Source organism: Streptomyces sp. NPDC006265, assembly GCF_040613555.1.
GTDB lineage: Bacteria > Actinomycetota > Actinomycetes > Streptomycetales > Streptomycetaceae > Streptomyces.
The window spans coordinates 1-18,766 of sequence record NZ_JBEXSH010000066.1 but is presented as its reverse complement, the minus strand read 5'-3'; the positions used below and the strand labels follow the sequence as shown (position 1 = coordinate 18,766).

General features: G+C 69.1%; 18 protein-coding genes and 1 pseudogene. 7 read left to right on the top strand and 12 right to left on the bottom strand.

What is annotated here, in order from left to right:
* On the bottom strand, nt 1–540 hold a 540-nt coding region (locus tag ABZ281_RS08745; RefSeq protein ID WP_356653487.1), incomplete at its 3' end, for a bifunctional DNA primase/polymerase.
* Nucleotides 537–1,892: a hypothetical protein gene (locus tag ABZ281_RS08740; protein WP_356653485.1), complete on the bottom strand. Its 1,356-nt coding sequence runs from the start codon at nt 1,890–1,892 to the stop codon at nt 537–539. The genes ABZ281_RS08740 and ABZ281_RS08745, both read right to left, overlap by 4 nt.
* A 1,946-nt stretch (nt 1,893–3,838) precedes the next feature.
* Here ABZ281_RS08740 and ABZ281_RS08735 point away from each other — a divergent pair.
* Nucleotides 3,839–5,089 carry a Fic family protein gene (locus ABZ281_RS08735; protein ID WP_356653483.1) on the top strand — a complete coding sequence of 417 codons (1,251 nt, stop codon included), beginning with the start codon at nt 3,839–3,841 and terminating at the stop codon, nt 5,087–5,089.
* 175 nt (nt 5,090–5,264) lie between these two features.
* On the opposite strand, the gene ABZ281_RS08730 is transcribed toward ABZ281_RS08735, so the two are convergent.
* Nucleotides 5,265–6,479 carry a hypothetical protein gene (locus tag ABZ281_RS08730; RefSeq protein WP_356653481.1) on the bottom strand — a complete coding sequence of 405 codons (1,215 nt, stop codon included), beginning with the start codon at nt 6,477–6,479 and terminating at the stop codon, nt 5,265–5,267.
* Nucleotides 6,476–7,567 (bottom strand): ParA family protein, encoded by a 1,092-nt coding sequence (locus tag ABZ281_RS08725; RefSeq protein WP_356653479.1) that lies wholly within the window; start codon nt 7,565–7,567, stop codon nt 6,476–6,478. The genes ABZ281_RS08730 and ABZ281_RS08725 overlap by 4 nt, the downstream gene beginning before the upstream one ends.
* Nucleotides 7,568–8,479: 912 nt before the next feature.
* Between ABZ281_RS08725 and ABZ281_RS08720 the strand changes: the two genes are divergently transcribed.
* Nucleotides 8,480–9,382, top strand: a complete 903-nt coding sequence (locus ABZ281_RS08720; protein WP_356653477.1) for a hypothetical protein — start codon at nt 8,480–8,482, stop codon at nt 9,380–9,382.
* Nucleotides 9,383–9,461: 79 nt separating this feature from the next.
* Here ABZ281_RS08720 and ABZ281_RS08715 read toward each other — a convergent pair whose 3' ends face one another.
* From ABZ281_RS08715 to ABZ281_RS08690, 6 genes are all read right to left on the bottom strand, one after another.
* A complete protein-coding gene (locus ABZ281_RS08715; protein ID WP_356653475.1) occupies nt 9,462–10,217 on the bottom strand; it encodes a hypothetical protein in 756 nt (251 codons plus the stop codon).
* A complete protein-coding gene (locus ABZ281_RS08710) occupies nt 10,214–10,741 on the bottom strand; it encodes a hypothetical protein (protein WP_356653473.1) in 528 nt (175 codons plus the stop codon). The genes ABZ281_RS08715 and ABZ281_RS08710 overlap by 4 nt, the downstream gene beginning before the upstream one ends.
* Nucleotides 10,742–10,824: 83 nt before the next feature.
* A complete protein-coding gene (locus ABZ281_RS08705) occupies nt 10,825–11,139 on the bottom strand; it encodes a hypothetical protein (RefSeq protein ID WP_356653471.1) in 315 nt (104 codons plus the stop codon).
* A 66-nt stretch (nt 11,140–11,205) separates the two neighbouring features.
* Nucleotides 11,206–11,880 (bottom strand): hypothetical protein, encoded by a 675-nt coding sequence (locus ABZ281_RS08700; protein ID WP_356653469.1) that lies wholly within the window; start codon nt 11,878–11,880, stop codon nt 11,206–11,208.
* A 98-nt stretch (nt 11,881–11,978) separates the two neighbouring features.
* Nucleotides 11,979–12,593 (bottom strand): hypothetical protein, encoded by a 615-nt coding sequence (locus ABZ281_RS08695; RefSeq protein ID WP_356653467.1) that lies wholly within the window; start codon nt 12,591–12,593, stop codon nt 11,979–11,981.
* 307 nt (nt 12,594–12,900) lie between these two features.
* Nucleotides 12,901–13,488: a hypothetical protein gene (locus ABZ281_RS08690; RefSeq protein ID WP_356653465.1), complete on the bottom strand. Its 588-nt coding sequence runs from the start codon at nt 13,486–13,488 to the stop codon at nt 12,901–12,903.
* Between the two features lie 349 nt (nt 13,489–13,837).
* Here ABZ281_RS08690 and ABZ281_RS08685 point away from each other — a divergent pair, with 349 nt between their 5' ends.
* Nucleotides 13,838–14,290 carry a hypothetical protein gene (locus ABZ281_RS08685; RefSeq protein ID WP_356653463.1) on the top strand — a complete coding sequence of 151 codons (453 nt, stop codon included), beginning with the start codon at nt 13,838–13,840 and terminating at the stop codon, nt 14,288–14,290.
* A gap of 25 nt (nt 14,291–14,315) precedes the next feature.
* Here the strand turns inward: ABZ281_RS08685 and ABZ281_RS08680 are convergent, their stop codons facing one another.
* A complete protein-coding gene (locus tag ABZ281_RS08680) occupies nt 14,316–14,741 on the bottom strand; it encodes a GFA family protein (protein ID WP_356653461.1) in 426 nt (141 codons plus the stop codon).
* Nucleotides 14,742–15,482: 741 nt separating this feature from the next.
* Between ABZ281_RS08680 and ABZ281_RS08675 the strand changes: the two genes are divergently transcribed.
* On the top strand, nt 15,483–15,821 hold the full coding sequence (locus ABZ281_RS08675; protein WP_356653459.1) for a hypothetical protein: 339 nt from the start codon (nt 15,483–15,485) through the stop codon (nt 15,819–15,821).
* A gap of 29 nt (nt 15,822–15,850) precedes the next feature.
* A complete protein-coding gene (locus ABZ281_RS08670; protein ID WP_356653457.1) occupies nt 15,851–16,072 on the top strand; it encodes a hypothetical protein in 222 nt (73 codons plus the stop codon).
* 98 nt (nt 16,073–16,170) lie between these two features.
* Here ABZ281_RS08670 and ABZ281_RS08665 read toward each other — a convergent pair whose 3' ends face one another.
* Entirely contained in the window at nt 16,171–17,784 is a 1,614-nt protein-coding gene (locus ABZ281_RS08665) for an IS1182 family transposase (RefSeq protein ID WP_356653455.1), read from the bottom strand.
* On the opposite strand from ABZ281_RS08665, the pseudogene ABZ281_RS08660 reads away from it, so the two are divergent.
* A pseudogene (locus ABZ281_RS08660) lies at nt 17,777–18,286 on the top strand (PP2C family protein-serine/threonine phosphatase); the annotation flags it as partial. The gene ABZ281_RS08665 and the pseudogene ABZ281_RS08660 overlap by 8 nt on opposite strands.
* A gap of 13 nt (nt 18,287–18,299) precedes the next feature.
* Nucleotides 18,300–18,656 (top strand): 5-carboxymethyl-2-hydroxymuconate Delta-isomerase, encoded by a 357-nt coding sequence (locus ABZ281_RS08655; RefSeq protein WP_142164366.1) that lies wholly within the window; start codon nt 18,300–18,302, stop codon nt 18,654–18,656.
* The last annotated feature ends 110 nt before the right edge of the window (nt 18,657–18,766 follow it).

Sequence of the window (18,766 nt, the reverse complement as noted above, 5' to 3'; positions counted from 1 at the left end):
CTGCACGTACCGGCTCGTCTCCCCGGCCCGGTACCACAGGTGGATCCCGCCGGACGGGGTCTGCACGGTCAGCGTCGCCGGGGTGCCCAGCAAGCTGCCCGCGCGCCGTACCCGGCACAGCAACTCCAGCACGTCCACCCCGCTCCGCACCCGGCCCAGCTCCGTGTCCTGGTGCTGGGTCAGGTCGACGCCCGGCAGCAACAGCGCCTGCTCCGGTGGCGGACGGTCGTGGTCGTCGAGGTCGAGCACCACCAGGCCGGATGGCCCCGCCGCCACGCCGACGCCGAAGTCCCGGCCACGCCACCAGCGGTGGATCAGCTCCCTCTCCCGCGTCGCCGCCCGGACCCCGTGGCAGTACCGCCCGGCCTCACGGCACGCACACCCGGCCGCATCGGGGAAGCCGCACTCCGGGCGCGCCCCGGCCGACGGCGGCCGGCACCGGCGGCAGTTGCCCGCCGGACGCTTCGACCCGGGCAGCAGCGGGTGCACCCACCACCCCCGCTCAGCGCATCGCAGGGCCAGCTCCAGTCCCCCGTTCACGCCGCGCTCACCGCCTCCCGGAACCCGCCCGCCGCCGGCTGCGGCACGCGGATCTCGTCGTGCAGCGGACGCGCCGCCAGAGCGGCCAGCCGCTGCCGCCATCCACCGACCTCCTCCGAAGCCGGGGGCCGCTCCGCAACCCGGGTCTGGCCGAGCCGCTCGGCGAAAAGGAGTTCCGCGCAGCGCTGCCGCGCCTCCTCGGCTGCCGCACGGGCCTGCTCCTCACCGCCGCGCCGCGCCCGCTCGACGGCGAAGACCCGTTCCGCCTCCGTCTGGGCCTCCTCCGAGGCCAGCAGAGCGTCCAGCGCGCGGGCCCGCTCCTGCCGCAGCAACTGCTCGGCGAGGGTGCGCGCCTCCCAGGCCACCGCGGCCTCCGGCATCCCCTCGCGCCGCAACCGCCCGGCCGCCCGGCCGACTTCGTCCTCCAGCCGGACCCGGCACGCGGCCAACCGCTCGGCCACCACGCCCAGGTCCTGCACCGGCCCGCTCACCGCGGCCGCGACCTGCGCCGCCTGCTCCACAGCCGCACGGGCCGTGCGGTTCTGCGAGCACACCAGGCACAGACCACCCGCCTCCGGCACCCCGCACTCCTCGCACGCCCGTGCCGCCAACTCGGCCTTCGCCGACTCGAGCTCTTCGCGCTGCTGCGCCCAGACCACCTCGCGGCGCGCCCGCTCCACCGCAGCCTGCTCACGCCGGACGGCGTCCCGCGCGGCCCGCTGCGCTACCTCCCGGCTCAGCCGCCGCTCAACCTCCGCCCGGGCCTCGGCCGGCGCCAGGCGAGGAAGCTCGGCGGCGACGGCCCGACCGACCTGGTGCCGCAGCGCCCGGCGATCCCCGATCAGCAGCTCGCAGCTCGGGCACACCAGCCCGGTGTCCATCCGCACCTGGTCGTCGCACGCCGTCGCGTAGCACTCCGCCCGCTGCGGCAGACCCCGCGCCAGCAGCCAGCCGACCGGCTCACGCACCCGCTCACCGTGCTGAGCAGCAAGCCGCCGCTCCAACCGCTCAGCCAGCACCACCGGCGCCTGCTCCGAACCCACGATCCCGGCCAACCGCCGCAACTCGGCCTGGAGGGCCACCCGCACACGGGTGCGCCCCCCGGCATGCCCGATGCGGGCCCACTCCAGCCGGACCGGGTCCAGAACCCGCTCCAGGCCCCGCGGCAGCGACCACCGCAGCGGCACCGGCTTCGCGACTACCGGCTCAGGAGCCGTCTGGCACTCCCCCGCTCGATCCGGCTGCTGTTCCCCGCGAAGCGGGCCACCCTGGCCACCCGGCTCGTCGACCACGCCGATCCGGCCCGACTCCGATCCGGACTCGGTCTCGCGCCCGTCCGCGCGCTCCGGCAACGGTGGGAACCCCGATGCGGCTTCGCCGGAAAGGCAAGACGAAGCAGCACCAGAACCACCATGAGTAACCACCGGCGCGTGGTGGGCGTGGAGCAGCGCACCGCCAGTCTCCGCCCCGGAGACCTCGATGCCTTCTTGATCCTCGCATTCCCCCAGGTCAGAAGCGTTCTCCGAATCGGTCCGGAGAACCTCGGTAGCCTCCTGACCCCTGAGTGCACCATCACCTCCGTCGTCCCAGCCGCCGTCTACGACCGAGAAGAACCCCTCCTGGACCCACCCCTCCCCCGGCTCCTCCGGCCCCACTTCGTCCAACCCCGAAGCGCAGTGCACGCAGACTCGAACCTGTTCCGGGGCGACGTCCTCAGCCTGTTCAGCCTCGGTCGGATCGGGCACGACCCGCAGCTCCGCCGCGGCACTCCGGCCGTGGGCGGCCGCCACCGCCGGCACCACCATCCGGATCCGGGCACCAGGCACACCCCGGCCCCGCACCTCCAACAACCCCTGCTGGATCAGCCCGTCCACTACCCGGGCTGCCTCCGCAGCAGAGCACCCCAACATCCGCGCAACCGTCGCATCCGCACGATCACGGCCGGCCGACACCGCCCCGCCCACGAGCCGTACCCGACCATCCGACCGGGCAGCCAGGACCAACCGCAGCAACGCCAGCCGCTCCGCCGCCGCCCCTCGACCCCGCCGAGCACCAAGCAGACCTGCAGGCGTCCCCCGCTTACCCACCGGCGCCCAGCCCGGCGCGAACAGCGCCTCGCACAACGCCAACAGGACGGCCAACTCACGCTTCTTCAGCACCAGAGCTTGCGGGTTGCCACGGGCTTGAGCGGCAGTCAGTGGAAGTAGCTCCCAACGAAGACCATCAACCCGACGCACCCCGTCCACCGTCTTCGTCACGATCTCTGTCGCCACCGCGCCAGAACCACGCAGCCCAGGCAGCACCCGATGATCGACGTAGGACTTCGACACCCCCAACCACCGGGCCAGCTCCCCCGCGCGCAGCTCCAACCGCGACTCTCCCGCCGGCGACTTCGCCAACAGGACCGTGGCACCCAATACCTCGGCCAGCGGGCGCTGGTAGATGGCTCGGTCTGATAGCAGAGCATCGAGAGCGCTTGAGAGCCGCTGCCTCATCTTCTGGCGCAGTACCAGCGGTTCGAGAAGCCCTTCCTTGTCGGACGAACGGGGTGTGTTTTGCCACCGAGGATGAGTCGACGTCCATCGACCACACTCGGATGTCCTTTTTGTTCCGATTTGGGCATCGTCCGGGAGAGACTCGTTCGAGGCTCTTTTTGGCAATACGGGACTAGCCCTATGGCTGGCGGCTATGATCTGCTCCAGAACTGCATAGGGATGAAGGCACAACGCGACCGACCGCTCGACCGATGGACGGAGAATTCCTGGTCAGCGGGGGTGAAGTTGAGATCCGCTTAAGAGCGGAAGGGTCAGGTCAGGTTGCCGTTGGCTTCTCCTCCCCTTGCGGCATGCGGGTGGCACCGCAGGCTGCAAGTGACGCCGACGAAGTCGGCTCGATGTGGCAGACACGGAAATGCTCGAGGTGGCGACCCCGAGCGGTGGTGATGGGTGACTTGGCGAAGTCACCCGGTGAGGCGACCCGCTGGGTCGCCTTTTCGCTTTCGCCCCGAGCCTGAAGTCCACTGCGGTGTGACCGTGGCGACGGTCCCAGCGTTGACCCTGCCGAGGCATGGCGTGCCTCGTGCCGGCCCGAAGCGCGTGAGTCCAGAGTCTTCACAGGACGGCATCCGGCGAGAAGAGCGCGAGCCCCACTCTCCGGAACCACCCCGTGCATCACACCAAACATCACGGGGCACACACTATCCTTAAATGGATCTGCTTGAGGCTGAACCTTTGGAGCGTGTCTAGTGGCAAGGTTTTCGGAACGGCCCTGGCCGTCACAGCCTGGCGTGATGCCTGGTGTGGAGGAGCAGGACCTCCGGACGTTCGCCGCGTACGAGCCGGATCTACTTCGGGGGCGCCAGCTCCGTCTGTCAGCCGAACTTGCTGCAGAGGTTGCCGAAGTGGACCAGCTGGTTCGTGCTTTCAACGACGCCGCGCCGACCAGCCCCCATCTGGAGTCTCTGGCCCGTTTCCTTCTCCGGTCGGAGGCGGTGGCGTCCTCGCGCATCGAAGGCGTGGTGGCTTCCGCCCGAGCAATCGCTCACCTTGAGTTGATGCTTGCGACCAAGGCCGGTGATGATCAGCGCACCCACCGCGGCATCAGCGACAGCGCACGCGAGGTTGTCAACAACGTTCTGGCTCTGCGCCGTGCCGTCACTGTGCTGTCCGAGACCGAAGCAGTGACGGTTGACGACATCAACGGCCTGCAAGCCGCCCTGATGGTGGAGACGGAGCAAGACGAGTCATCGGGGTTTCTAAGGACCGTTCAGAACTGGGTAGGAGGAAACGCCTACGGGCCGCACGGAGCGGAGTATGTTCCACCCACCCCTGAAGCGGTAGGTCCTCTCATGGACGATCTCGCCGCCTTCATCTCTGAAGACCACCCACTGCCTCTCGTCCAGGCCGCCCTTGTTCACGCGCAGTTCGAAACGATCCACCCCTACAACGACGGCAACGGTCGAACCGGTCGGGCCCTGATTCACACGGCACTCGCCAGGCAAGGCCTCGCGGTTGGACATGTCCTGCCGATCTCCATGTCTCTCTTGGCTCATGCTCGCGAGTACATCGCCGGCCTCAACGCGTTCCGCTACGTGGGTGAGCCTGACAGCTCCGCCGCGGCCGCTGGAGTTGACGCCTGGATTCGTGTGTTCCTGGCGGCTACCCGCGATGCCGTCGCAGAGGCTCGGCGCTTCACCGACGAGCTGAGCCAGATGCGGAGGGCCTGGTACGCGAAACTCGCCCACTACAGGGAGGGTCAGGGGCTCCGTGGACAGCCTCGGAAGGGAGCTGCAGTCGTGCGATTGATGGAGCAGCTCCCCGGCGTGCCGATTGTGACCGCGAGGGCTACGCAGTCGTTGCTTGGCATCTCCTTTGTCTCAGCCTCGAACGCCCTAGAGGAGTTGGCTGGAGCCGGGGTCGTGCAGGTGAAGGAGGTGGAGCGTGGGACGCGTGCCTACTTGGCCACCGACGTGCTCGACTTGATCAACGGCGCCGAGCGTCGGCTGACGTACACAAAGTGGGACCTTCCCGAGCTCGACGCGTGGGTGTGACAGTTTCCTTTAACCCGGCGCGGTCCCGGTTAAAGGGAAAAGTGACTCTGGGTAGCTGAATGTTTGCCTGGTGAGACTCATGGTGCGCTTCGGCGGTACGCCGGTAGGCTCTCGGCCCCTGTCCCGTGAGTAGGGACAGGGGCCGAGAGGGAGACAGGCGGGCTGGGTTCGCTGCTTACTGAATCGTCGTGACCAGGTGCTTCTGGAAGAACTCCGACAGGTGCGTGCGCTCTCCCGGCAGGCTGGCAACGTACTCAGCAAGGCAGGCACTGACGATCTCGAAGGGCTTCGCCTGGATCCCCTGGATCGAGTCCATGAGGTCCATCATGCGGGTGAGGCGAGCGTTGACATCCTTGCGCAAGGAGCACACGGGCCGGTAGTTGTCCATGTTGGCGCTCTCGGGGTCACTGAGGATGTACCTGCGGTACGCGAGACCCTTCTGGGCGAGTTGCCACACGTAGTCCCGCTCGTCCTCCATGGCTTCCATGTCGATGCCATCCGGGTCGAGCGGCTTCAGCACGGGTTCCAGGGCGGCATCGACGTAGTGCGCTGGAGTTAGCTTCGGTCGCTGGAATGTCAACATTTTCAACAGAGCCATGTCGGCGGTGCGCTGGGTGCCGACCTGGTCTGCCGTGAGGCCGTAGAGGTTGATGTTGCGGTTCTCGAAGGGCACGGCGTTCAGCTGAGAGGCGCTGTACACGGTCAACAGCGAGGCGTAGCCCGGTGCTTGCTGTGACAACTCAAGCATCGCTTGCTCATTGCGCTGGCGCGGTTCGTCCGGGTTGAACGGTTCGGCGGGCCTGCGTCGACCAGGCCGCCGGGCCGGGAGCCCGGACAAGGAAGCCGAGGTGCGCAAGGCCGGCGCCGCATGCCGGTCAACCCTGGCCAGTTCCGCCATTCGCTCGGTGGAAGCTTCCTGAACCTCGACCGTGGGCCGCCCGGAGGCGCCCTCCATGGCAGAAGTTTCACTTACTGACCCGCCGCTCGGCTCTCCCGACCCGTGCGACGTCTCCCGCCCATTCTCAGCGGAGTCCCCCGCAGAGTGGCCAAGTTCACCGCGGAGAGCGGCGGGACCAGGTGTCGGCGTCGGCGACACCACGACGCGGCTAGCAGTGGGCGAAGGTTCAGGCGCGTCCACAACAGGGCTGCGCTCCGACTCTTCGCCCTGCTGCGGAGGAACAACAGCCTTAGCAGCGGTCGACTTCGCCGTCGTCGGAGGCACGAAGGCACGGACCGGGCGGAAGTCGTCCTCGTCTTCGTCATCGTCGTCGCCCCCGAGGTTCAGGTCGGGAACGATGAGGTGCTCCTTCTTGTCCGCCTGCTCACCCCGTTTGGCGTTGGTCTTGGGCCCGGTTCCAGCACCCGCCGTGCCGGCGGTGGACTTGCTCATGACGCTCCCTGCATCTGCTTCTCACGGAGTTCGGCGTTGCGCTGGCGCACCCGGGTGATCACTCCTCGTGCCAGGTTCGAGTAGTCGTCCGCGAGGTTGACGGACGACTGTGCATCCACGTAGCGCCCGTTCTCGTCCCGAGGCCGGGGGACCAACTCGCCGTTCTCGTCGCGAAGTTGGCCGGTGGCCGCCAGCGCGAACTCGCGGGCGGGGCGGCCGTGGTTGCGGCACAAGGTAGCGATGGAGCGGGCATCGCGTACGTACTCGTCCAGAATGAGTCCAGGATCCATGCCAGCGTCTGTAAGCAACTTCTCGATCTTGGCACGAACGTTGGTCAGCTCCGTGGTCGGCTCGCCCTTGACCTTTCGGAAACCCAGGAAGGCGATCGCAGTGAGCTGCGCCTCCGGGTTGAGGCGCCGGTTGGCGCGAATGAGCCGTGTGACGGTGGACAGACCCCGCAGAGCGGCATTGTCCGTGTTGTGAATGGGCGAGACGAGATGGGTGGATGCTGCCAGGCCAGCTCGCTGGATGGCTTTGTCGCCCGGGGCGAAGTCGAGCACGATCCAGCGGTACAGGTGGGAGATTTGCGCCAGAAGGAGTGCCAGCAGGAGATAGGCAGCGATGGCGTGAGTGTCGGCGAGCTTATTGATGCGACCGGCGATATCGGAGCAGTGCCTACCCGAGATAGTTGCATCCAGGAACGGCCGAACGTTCTTGACGACCTTCAACGGCCCGTCGTGAGTGATCGCATCACGGAGGGCCTTCCCGTGATCATTGAAGACCGTTGCGTCCAGTCCCAGATCAGTCCTTCCGTCTCCATTGGCGTCGATCTCCATGTAGAGGACCGGAAGGGCAGATTTTCCTTGGCTGTCGCGGTTCGCTTGTTCCTCAGCCAACATGTAGGCCAAGTTGGTGGCCAAGGTGGTCTTTCCTTCGCCGCCCTTACCGATGGTGGACCCGATGACGTTCCGCAGGTAGGGGCGCAGTTGCTCGACGAGCGCCGCAAGCATGGCGTCATCCGACATGTCGTCGAACTCGGCGATCGCGTCGAGTCGACTCTGCAGTTCGTTGTACTCGTACAGTTCCAAGGCTTCTCCGCCGTCGCGAGATGGTCACGAGAACCACGCGCTGGCTAGCCCACAGTGGATGCTCTGATCCGCAATCGGCCCGCGTGTCCCTTCATGCTCGGGCGTGACCATACACGGATCAGCGAGCGTGTGTCACGTCACGTCACATCGACGTGTCGCTCGGCGTGTTGAGAACCCCAAGATCATTCCTTGCTTTTCTTATTTCTCACCCCTAAAGGCGCGGGAACCAAATCCATTTACTAATCTATATTCCATTTAGGCGCGCGGATAGTTAGAAAGAGAGGCGGTTTTGTATCTACGGAGACGCCCGGGTGAGTGTCTGAGTGAGTAAGTGAGTGATGTATGTGATTTTGTGAAACGTGCAGGTCAGAGGGCACTTTGCCAACTCTTGACGATTGGGCGGATGGTCGGACAGTAGGTTTGGTCGAGACGTCACGTCTCGCTTCAGGGATTGCTCTGGCGGGTGAGCCGTGAAATTCCGTGCGTGAGGAACGGTCAACTGGCGACGAAGCGCCTTACCGGCTCCTGCTGTTGCGTGAGATTCGCCGGTCACCTCGAATTTCCGCACCGTCAGTGGAAGTGGCCCATTAAAAGGCTGCGCCTGAAAACTTGCGCCTTCAGGTGCCAGGGGCTGGCAACCACGCCTGCCGGGCCCGGAGCTGCCAGAGTCAGCGCTGAGCGTGCTTGGGTGCTGAGGGACCGAGGGGGACGCATGGGATAGCGATTGCGCTGCCCCGCCCCATACAGGGTCGGCGCCACGGCGGTGGGCGTGAGAGCTCAAGGGGCACGTCTCGTGTCAGCGCGAGAAAGTGCGCTGCGGGGTGTCACACCGTGGCCGGGATCAGCACCTGTAGCAGGTGAAGGGGCGCGCGCTTCTTCACCTGCTGTTGTTCTCGACCCAGGAGCCTCTCGATGACTGTTGCTGTTCCGACCTCGTCCGTACTGCCCGAGGGCGTCCTCGCTTTCGTCCGGCATCCGCCGGCCGCCCGTCTCGCACGCCTTGCCCAGGCACGTCAACTGCTCAGCGAGCCGGGGGTCCTGCCTCTGCTGGAGGAGGCCGTGCACGTTCCGCAGCTGCGTCCGGGCGTCCTCGCACTGGCTCAGGTCGATGTGTGCGATGCCCCGGACATGGTGTTCACGGCGCGGGCCGAGCACTGGATGCGTGTCGCCCGGACCACGTGGCAGGAGTCCGCGGCGTTCCTCGCCGACGTGGCCTGGCAGGCGCGCCGCGACGGCCGCCGCGTGAGCGAGGAGATCCCCCGTGGTGCTGCCCTTGCCGGCGACGCCGTGACCGCCCGTACCCGTATCCATCTTCTGGGGCTCGCGCTGCGCTACGACTTTCGGCGGGTCGCGCTGGAAGAGGTGCTGCGCGCTCACCGCGGTCCCTGGGACGTCTTCAGCCGGGCGCTGTTCGCGTTCGCGTTGCTCGGCCAGTCGAATCCGCAGGGGCTGCAGGTCATGGAGGACGTCCTGGCCGACGCCGACGACGACGTGAAGGTCCTTCACACGCTGCTGCACGGGTTGTGGCTCGGCGATGGACTGCCCCAGCGTCACCAGCACATGCTGGGCATCCTGTCCCGTCCGCCGTTCAGGGGGCGCACCGACGCTGTGGCGCTGTTCCGGGAGGCTGGCGTCCTGCGGGAGATGCGGTGCTTCGGCGAGGCCCTGGCCACCATCGACCGGGCGCTGGAACTGCTGCCGCCCGGCGACCCGGGAGTCCATGACGACCTGGTCCGGGAGCGCGCGCTTGTCCTCCTCGCCCGCGACGCGTGCGCCCTGACGGACGGCGCTTCCCAGGTGCCGGCGAGTGGATGACGGCACGCCGTTCGGTGGGACGCGCCGGGCTGTGCCGTTCGGGCGGAGGCCCGGCCGAGGTCGGCCGGGCCTCCGGGCTTCACTCCGGCATGTCCGCGTAGGCGAGGTGGGCCAGCCGCAGCACCGTCGGACTGCCCAGGAGATCATCGGGGTCCCCATGGGCACGGTAGAGGGCCAGTGCCGTGTCGGCGAGGGTGAGCAACTCGTCCCGGGAGAAGACGACGTCGGGGTGCAGGGCGTGGGGACGGCCTTCGTCGAGGTCGTCAAGGACGAGTGCCAGGCGCTGAAGGAGTGGCCTGGCCTCCGGCGGCAGCGGCGTGCGGGCGTGGACGGCATGGTGCTGCTGGTCGAGGGTGTGGCAGGCGCGGGCCAGGAGCACCAGGTCCGTCGTGGTGAGGTCGTCACGTGTGACGGGCAGGACGGCGGAGTCGGCCAGGCCGAGCACCTTCCACAGCCCCGTGGGGGCGCGGCCGCCAGGACCGGGGCCGGGGCCGGCGGCGCACCGAGGGCAGTGGCCGGAGTCGGTGAGGAACTCCGCGCACTCGGCGGCGTCGCACAGGCCGGTCTCGGCGAGCGTGGTCACGGTGAAGCGCAGCCACAGCAGGCCGTCGCCGGTGCACACGTTCAGGGTGTCGGGGAGGGTGCTCCATACGCGGCCTGCGGGTTGGGTGCGCAGCACCCGGCGGGCGGCCAGCAGGACGTCCAGGCCCGGCAGTTCCCGTTGGTCGTGGTTGCCGGGGCACTGCCAGCCGTTGTCGGCACGGACGTGGACGGTGTAGTCGGCGTCGGGGTCGATCAGTTGGCGGGCGGCGGTGTAGGCGCGGTTGAGGATCATGTGCGGGCTCCGTGGGGGAGGGGGCGGGGGTGTTCGTTCTTTCCGCCGTTGTTCACCTCGACGAGCAGCAGACCGGGCGGGTGGGCCTGGTCTTCGATGTGCACGTAGGGGACATGCGCGTGGGCGCGCCACTGGGCGCGGCGGATGAGAACGCTGACGCCGTGGACCTGGATTTCGTAGGCGTCGCTGGGGGCGTCGTCCTCGGGGGAGGCGTCGACCACGGTGATGAACGCCGCGCGGATGCGGTGGAGTTCGGGGTCGGCCATGGGGGTTCCAGGGGGCGTGGGTGCGGGGGCGGGGGAGTAGGTGGCGGGGTCGAGTGCGAGGAGGGCGTCGGCGACGGCCGAGGACAGTCCGCTGGGGACGAGGCTGGAGTTTTGGATCAGGGCGAGCTTGTCGAGCGGGGTAGGCGCGCGGTCGATCGCTTCGAGCACCTCCTGGTCGTCGGGGTCGTCGCACGCCCAGTGCTGGGCTTCGGCGAGGAGGGCTTCGAAGAGGGAGAGGGCTGCGTCGTGGGGGTTCATTGGGGCCTTGGGTCGGGCGGGACCGGGCCTTGCAGGACCGGCCCCGAAACGGAATGGGGGAGCGGTGGGGTGGGGGGCTTGTGTCAGGTGGTGGCCGGCTGCTTGTCGGCCGGCCGCTGGGCGAGGGCGGCGCGACCCGGTTCGGTGATCAGGCAGACGTTCCCCTGGTACTCGGCCAGGCCCGCCCGGACGAGCCGGCAACAGGTTGCGTGGGTGTGCCCCCAGGTGCCGACGAACCACGACATGGCGGTGGAGTCGAGGGGGCGGGTGTCGAGCTCGGCGAGGGCGTCCCACATCGACGGCGTCATGCGATGGACGGTGGATTCGGTGACGGCGACCGTGACGGTGGTGCGCGTGACAGCGGTCAAGGCCCTGGTGGGGGTGAGGGTGTTGCCCATGGCGGGGGTCCTTCCGGGGCGGGCGGGGGCCGTGCGGCGGACGCGGCCCCCGACGGGCGGGCTGTGTCAGGCGATACGGAGGCCGGGCGGGGCGAAGGTCACCGTGAGGACGTCGAGGTCGCCCACCTCGTGCTTCAGGGCGTGGTCGACAAGGAAGTTCCGGCACTGGCCCGCCCAGCCGAGGTCGACGGTCCGCTGGGTGCCGTCGGCCAGGACGACCAGGGTCTCGTCGGCGAGCCAGACGTAGCCGTTGTCCTGCTCGGTGGTGTCGAGGGAGGCCGAGACGGGCGCGCCGTGTTCGGCGAGGGTCTTCTCGTCCAGTGCCGCATGGACGGCGCCTTCCACGTGCCGGGGCAGCACCTGCTCGATGTGCGCGCTCATCAGGCGCTCCGCCCGGTGGTAGACGGCCAGCAGCGTTTCGAACGGCAGTTGGTCGTCCAGCTTGGTGGGGACGGACTTGAGCGAGTCGCGGATCAGGTCCACGACGGCGTTGGCGGCGTGCTCGGTGTCCTGGGCGGTTTCGGTGGTCTGGAGTACGGCCAGCGGCTGGGAGTCGCCGGCCTGGACGGTCAGGTTGCCGTTCGCCTCCACGGCGACGACGAAGCCGATGTGCTTGCCGTCGCGGTGCCGGATCGAACCGGTGGTCCGCAAGGGCCTGGTCTGCCCGAACTCCCAGTCGTGGCCGAGAAGGTCGACGATCGCCGCGCCGAGTGCTGGAAAGCCGGAGACGGTGCTGGTCATGCGGGTGGATCCTTCCGAGAGGAGAGGTCGAGGCGTGGCCCATATGGGCGGGGGCGGGCGGCGCGGGGGTTCGTCCCGGTGCGCGGCAGCGCCGGGGGTCAGGCCAGGGCGGGGTCGCGGATGGTGTCGGCGACGCGCTGCGCGAGTGCGGGCAGGTCCTCACCGGCGGTGCCCCAGAGGATGTGCCGGTGGTCGTCGCTCTCCACGTACAGTTCCGGGCTCATGTCGCCGACGTCCCCGACAGCCAGGAGGTAGTCCTCACCGACGGAGTGCTGGATGAGACCGCTGGTGTTGTGAAGGCCGGGCTCCGCCTGCCAGCCCCTTCCGAGGAGGTGAGCAGCGGCGCGGGCGACCGCGAAGACGCTGAACTCGTGCTCGGCAGCGGGGTTCGGGGTGTCGCTGCGGACCGCGTCGTCGAAGAGGGCGACGGCCGCGAGGACGGCGTACTTGACGGTGCGGACGTCCAGCGGTGTGGGGGCCGTGCTGGTGGCGAACGTGTGGTTGACGTTCTGGATGTGCTCGTGGGCGTGGTCGCAGGCGAAGTAGCTGTCGGTCCACGGCCCGGGGATCTCATGGCTGCGGCCGGCGTAGGCGGTCATCTTGCTCATGGCACGGCTCAGGTCGCACAGGGTGGCGGCGGTCGGATCGGTGACGAACGGCGTCAGTGCGGTGCGGACGGCCGTGGCCAGTTCGGATGCGTGGGCAGGGTTCATCGGTGCTCCGTACGCGGCAAGGGGGAGCGGCGGTGCGGCTCCGGGGGCGTGTGGGATGGAGGGGAACGGCGCCCTCAACACAGATAACACTACACATTGAAAAACAAATAAGCAACATCAAGGAGCGCGTGCCTCCGCCCTCAGGGGAAGCCGACCACCGTGCGGGCCTGCCCGTTCACGGGGCCTGTGGAGCACCGCCGTTCAGTCCGCGAGCGAGAAGGTGGAGCCGTCGGTGGCCCGGAGCCGCCTCCCGGAACTGCGCCCGAACACTGCGCACCACGAGGTGGCTGGTGGCCGATTGGGATGGTCAGGCAAGGCAGACGACGCCGAGGTGAACGCTCTGGCCGCACGGCAGACTTCCTCGCCCGTCCAGTCCGCTGTCGGTGCGCCATGTCCGGACGCGTTCCAGTCCCGCCCCGGCGGCAGCGGCGACGCTCTCCAGGTCGTCACCACACGTGGCTGTCGCCAGCAGCCGGACCGTGAAGCCCTGACCGTCGTCCTCGACCCACAACTGGGCCCCAGGCAACAGCTCCTGGTCCAGTGCGGCCGTCCACGGGGCCAGTGTCCTTAGCAGTCCGACTCCCGCCGCCGTCGATGTCGCGCGGAGCCCGGTCGCGGCGCCGCGCACCGGCGCGTCCACGGCGGCGACCAGGACCACGTCGTCTTCCAGATCCGCCGTGAGCACACCGTCGTCACGATCGTCCGTCCGTCCGGCCGCCTCGCTGCCCGTCACCGCTGCCAGCCGCGCCATGCTCACCGAGGCGGCCGGCCCGCTCGCGCACACCTCCGCCTGCACGTCCCCCTCGCTCATGCACAGCCGGACCGGCTCCAGCGGGCCGCATCCATCCAGCAGGCGGGCAACCGCTTCCACGCAGCGGGCCAGGGAGATTGACATGGCCGCCATTCTCGCCTCCGCGAGCCCGAGGCGTGGCGTTGTCCGGCCAACGGGTCTTCGTCTCTGCGGCAGGCCGTCCGGTTTCGGACAACCCCGGAGCCGGGCTGATCCGTGCGGCTAGCATGACCGGGCCAGGAGAGCCGGTCCTGGCGGGATTCTCCCCGCGAGCGCGGGGACGCGGCCCGCTCCGGTGCGGGCCGGTCGTCATGCCCGCCAAGGGCTCCCGCCGCCTCCTGGAGAAGCCGTACCGTGCGCACCCTCACCATCCCGCTGACCGTCGCCTCGCCGCGCGCTTGTCTGGTCCTGGCCGACACGCCGGCCGGCGTCGCCCTCTGGTTGTCCGAGCCGGATGTCCGCAACCTCTGCGACCAGCTCGTGCACACCGCAGCCCTCGCCCGGCACCATCTGGCAGAACTGGGCGAGTTCCTCCTCGGGTGCCCGGAGCCCGACTACGAGCCCGGACCTGGCCACGACCGGGCCACCTGGCTCGCTTACTTCGTCGCCGGCGGGCCCCGGCCGCCTTTCACCGTCCTGGACCTGCGGCTCAACCGCGGCCGCGTGGACGCACGGACCGGCCCGCCACAGGGCCTGCTGCGCGACCTCGGCCCGGCAGGCAGCCCTGGGCACGCTGCCGAGCCCTCGGTGGATCACCTGTCACGGCACCCTCAGCACCGACGTCCGCTACCCCCACCCGCACGCCCAGCGGCTGCGCGAACTGACCGAGCAGACTCCCGCGCAGCGAGAGCTCATCGAGATGAGCTACGCCCACGCCGTGGCGAAGGCGTCGACCATCCCCTCCTGACCCCGGGCACGCGCCCGGTCGGCGGTCAGCTGCCCGCGGCGGCCGTGGGTCGGGTGTCGGTGACCGGCCTGAGCCACGGCACCGCGTCGTGGGCGTAGCTCTGGAACTCCGGGACGAGGTCCGAGGAGTCGTCCAGGGCGCTGAAGTTGAACGCGATGCTCACGGCGCCGTCGTCCAGGGCGCACAGCTGGCTCCCGCAGTCGGGGCAGCGCCCGCGCCGGGTCTCCTGCGGGTAGGTGTAGAACCAGACCGGTTCCCGCCCGCTCCACACCAGCCCCACCAGAGGGAAAGAGACCCACGACATCACCGGCCCGCCGCTCAACTTCTGGCAGTGCCGGCAACTGCACAGGTGGGGCGCGTCAGGAGCATCGGGCACCTCGAAGCGGACGGCCCCGCACAGGCAGCCGCCGCGACGTACGGCGCACGGCGAAGAAGAAGCGGTGGTAGACACGGGCTGCTCCCAGGATCGAAGACCGGCGGCACGAACGCACGTGCTGCTCACGTACACCTCTACCGATCGGGCAGCAGTTCGGTTGCTGTCTTGTGGACCGGTTCACCAGGACGTGTGTCTCTGGGCTGGAAGCCGCGACGGGAGAGGGGTTCCATGGGACGCGTCGGCCTCATCGCAGCGCTCGTGGAACCCGGCGTCGTGGACACGGGAGCGGTGAATCCGTCCGGGCGGAGCCCGCGTTCCAGCCGTTCCGGCAGATGCGGAGAAGCACGCCGACCCCGAGGCGCGTGCGCTGCCCCCTTCACCGACAGCAGCAGATGGTCATGAAGCAACGTCCGGCCCGACCTCGCCCTTGTAGTAGCGGAAGCGCGCGGCGACCAGACCCCCCGGCGGGCAGGTAGTAGCGGTACATCTGACCGGCCCGGATGACCCGGATATCCACTGTCATCCAGACCACGCCACACGGCTCTGACCTGCAAGAAGAGGCCGATCAACAGCACGTCCCGCCGGGCGTGAGAAGCTGCCGAACCCTCTTCACCGGTGCCCGCCGGGCGGGAAACGGCGCCGGGCCGGACGCGAATGTCATCGCTCTCCGGCACGCACACCACGACCCGGACGCCACCAATCAGCACCACTGAGCATCACCACGCGCCAAGAGACGAGCACCACCAAGGAAGCACCGCCTACAGCAGCCCCCGGCATCCGTCGGGGGCTTCGTCGTGCTGCCCGGAGGAACCCACCGTGCCGACCTTCGAGACCCTCCCCCGCTTCACCACCGACCTCCAGCACCTCACCCCCGCCCAGCGCCGGCGCTTCCGCCGCGTCGTACGGGAAGCCTTCGTCCCCGACCTACGCACCGGGTGCTTCCGGCCCGGACTGCGCATAAAGGGCGTCCGCTGCGCCCCGGGCGTCTACGAATTGACCTGGGCGCCGGACGGCCGCGCAACGTGGTCCTACGGCCGCGAGCGGATCGCGGGGGACCGGCACATCGTGTGGCACCGGGTCGGGACCCACAGCATCCTGGACCGGCCCCTGACCGAAGGCCGTCTTGCGGGGCAGGGCCGCCGGTTGGTTGGCTGATCGTCCCGATGACCAGGAGGGGACACAACGTGGCAGCGAGCGAGACCGTGACCGAGTCGGATCACCTGAAGTCGTTGATCATCAGCACCGCGTCGGCACTCTGGGAGGACAAGGACGCGCTGGGCAAGTTCCTCAACGTCGTCCGGCGCAGCGAGACCTTCGCCCCGCTCGCCGACACGCTGGAGCAGTCCGAGGTCCGGCCCGCGAAGCCCTCCTTCTACGGCGTGACCAGCCGCGAGTTCCAGGAGTGAGCCCCGGCCGGGCGCGCCGGCCTCCGTACGAGCACAGAACGGCGGTGGCCCCTCACCCTCTGCGGGGACGCTGTTGGTTAATTCCGCCCCGCTGGATCTCATTCAGTGGGGCGGAGTGCTGCGAAGTGGCTGGTGCGGGTGAGGGCTCGGCGCTGGCCGGTGAGGTGGGTGTCAATGCGGGCGAGGTTGATGGCGGCGCCGGTGAGTTGGTGTTGGAGGCTGGTCTTGGCTAAGCCCCGGTAGCGGGATCTGCGCAGGCCGCAGCGCCCCACGCCTTGGGAGATGGTGCCTTCGACTCCTGCGCGGATCTGGTACCGCTCCTTCCATTCATCGGTCTGCTGCTCGGCTCTCGCCGCGTGGAGGGCGTGGTGTTCCTCGCGATGGCGCAGGCGTAGTTCGCGACGTGGAGCGATGGGCGAGTTGGTGCACTCACGCCGCAAGGGGCAGGGGCGGCAGTCTGTCGTGGAGAACAGCACGCGGAGCACCGGCCGTCCATGCTGGGAGTGCCGGGTACTCCAGTTGACGTTGGTCTTGCCGCCGGGGCAGGTGACCTTCTGGTGGTCCCAGTCGATCGTGAACGCCTCTTGCCCGTAGCCGCCCGGAGTGCCGGCCCGGTCGTTGGTGTTGGCCCCGACCGGACCGTGCAGGATGACGCCGTGCTCTTGGCGGGCAGTGACCAGCGCGGCGGCGGTGGGATATCCGGCGTCCACCCAGTGCTCACCGGGCAGGCAGTGCCGTTCAGCGAGGGACGCATGGATCGTCTCGCTCATCACGCTGTCGGGGACGGTGGCGACGGTGGTGGCCACGTTCGTGATCAGGTTCGGTGCATCGGTGCCGCAGGCCTCGGTGAGGTGGACCTTGTATCCGTCCCACATGGTGTCGCGCTTGACGCTGCCGCGAGCCTCGATGTCATAGGGGGTGACCAGGCGCTTCGCGCCCGGTGGACGGTCTTTTGGGTCCCGCCGCCTCACCTCGCCCTCGACCACGTGGAAGTGCTGCACCCAGATCTGCCGCAGGATCTCCACCTGTTCCACGTCCCGCAACCCGGCGGGCGCGCCGGGCGAGGTCACAGCCGCGAGCAGCCGCATCCCGTCCACGCCGATCCGTCGGCCGACCTCGTCCCGCTTGGCGCGGGCCTTGGGGAAACGGGAGTCCTCGGCCCGCGTCGCGTAGTGGCGGAACCAGTCCGGGTCGGCCGTCTCCCGCAGCCAGTCGGGGGCGGTGACGGCAGCTGCGTTCAGTGCGGAGCGCAGGGTCTCCGCGACCATCTCCAGCCAGTTCAGCTCGCGGGCCGCCGACTGCACATGCGTGGAGTCAGTGCGGGCCTTTCCGCCCGTGACCAGCAGGTTCTTCTCCCGAGCCGCGACCAGGATGCCGTCCAGCATCTGCCGTCCGGCGTCCGCCTCGACGAGACGGTCCCGGAACTCCGAGAGCACCGAGAAGTCGAAGCCCGGATCGTCGAGCTCCAACCCGAGCGCGTACTTGAAGTCGATCCTCGCCCGCACCGCTTCCGCAGCCTGCCGGTCGGTGAGCCCTTCCACGAACTGCAACACGAGTACCAACGCGAGCCGGCCCGGCGACCAAGCAGGCTTTCCCCGCACCGGAAACAGATTCGCGAACTCCTCGTCCGTGAACAGAGAGCCCAGCTCATCCCGGACGCGGATCGCCAGACTCCCCTTACGGAAGGCCGCCCGAGCCACCCGCACCGTCATGGTGGAGATCCGCCACGCCCTGCGCGCCTACTGCGTCGACGAGAGCGACCCCGTCGTGCTGGCCACGCGGCTCGACCGGATGCTTCAGGAGTACCATCCGGACGTCACCGCCACCGTGTGCCTGGCCCTGCTCGACCCCGGCAGCGGACGGGTACGCATCGCCAACGCCGGCCACATCCCGCCGCTGATCCTGCGCGGCGGGGGCGGCGCCCGGTACGCCGACGCCTGCGGTCCGCTGCTCGGACTGGGCCTGGAGCGGCCTCGGGCGACCGTGCGCCGGCTGCACCGCACCGACCGCCTGCTCATGGTCACCGACGGCCTCATCGAGACCCGCGGCATCCCCCTGACGACCTCCTTGGACCAGCTCCGCACGGCCGCCGCCGGCGCCCCGGCCGGTCACGACACCCTCTGCGACGTGCTGCCGGGCTGCTTCGGCCAGGACCGTGAGGACGACATCACGATGCCGGCCCCTGCGGTTAGGGTGAGCCCGATGGCCGCCTAGAACAGGAGTACTGATGCCGCAGATCACCGTCGACTACTCGGCCGACCTCGCCGGCGACTTCGACCGGCCCGGTTTCGCGAAGGCGCTGCACGAGGCGACGGTCGAGATCGCGGCCGCCAAGCCGCCCGCCTGCAAGAGCCGGTTCCGCCCGACCGAGGACATCGTGGTCGGCCCCGAGACCGAGGGGCACGCCCATGTCCACATCCACATCGCCCTGCTCGCCGGCCGCACCGACGAGGTCAAGGCCCGGCTCACCCAGGCCGCCCTGGAGCTGCTGCGGACCCATCTGAAGCCCGCCGAGGGGCTCGCGCTGCACGCCTCCGCCGAGGTCCGCGACCTGGACCCGTCGTACGCGAAGTTCGAGAGCTAGGGCCGCGACAGGCAACGTTCGCCCCGTCACGACGCCCGGCACGCTCCCCCAAGCTCTCGACTCCGCTCGAGCAGGGGGTGCCCCCACTCGCCGCACCGGCCGAAACCCCG

Bases quoted from the DNA above. Each gene is read 5' to 3' on its own strand.
- ABZ281_RS08710 (WP_356653473.1), bottom strand. From the start codon at position 10,741: ATGAACCCCCACGACGCAGCCCTCTCCCTCTTCGAAGCCCTCCTCGCC.
- ABZ281_RS08695 (WP_356653467.1), bottom strand. From the start codon at position 12,593: ATGAACCCTGCCCACGCATCCGAACTGGCCACGGCCGTCCGCACCGCA.
- ABZ281_RS08730 (WP_356653481.1), bottom strand. From the start codon at position 6,479: ATGAGCAAGTCCACCGCCGGCACGGCGGGTGCTGGAACCGGGCCCAAG.
- ABZ281_RS08715 (WP_356653475.1), bottom strand. From the start codon at position 10,217: ATGATCCTCAACCGCGCCTACACCGCCGCCCGCCAACTGATCGACCCC.
- ABZ281_RS08690 (WP_356653465.1), bottom strand. From the start codon at position 13,488: ATGTCAATCTCCCTGGCCCGCTGCGTGGAAGCGGTTGCCCGCCTGCTG.
- ABZ281_RS08700 (WP_356653469.1), bottom strand. From the start codon at position 11,880: ATGACCAGCACCGTCTCCGGCTTTCCAGCACTCGGCGCGGCGATCGTC.
- ABZ281_RS08685 (WP_356653463.1), top strand. From the start codon at position 13,838: ATGTCCGCAACCTCTGCGACCAGCTCGTGCACACCGCAGCCCTCGCCC.
- ABZ281_RS08655 (WP_142164366.1), top strand. From the start codon at position 18,300: ATGCCGCAGATCACCGTCGACTACTCGGCCGACCTCGCCGGCGACTTC.
- ABZ281_RS08705 (WP_356653471.1), bottom strand. From the start codon at position 11,139: ATGGGCAACACCCTCACCCCCACCAGGGCCTTGACCGCTGTCACGCGC.
- ABZ281_RS08665 (WP_356653455.1), bottom strand. From the start codon at position 17,784: ATGACGGTGCGGGTGGCTCGGGCGGCCTTCCGTAAGGGGAGTCTGGCG.
- ABZ281_RS08720 (WP_356653477.1), top strand. From the start codon at position 8,480: ATGACTGTTGCTGTTCCGACCTCGTCCGTACTGCCCGAGGGCGTCCTC.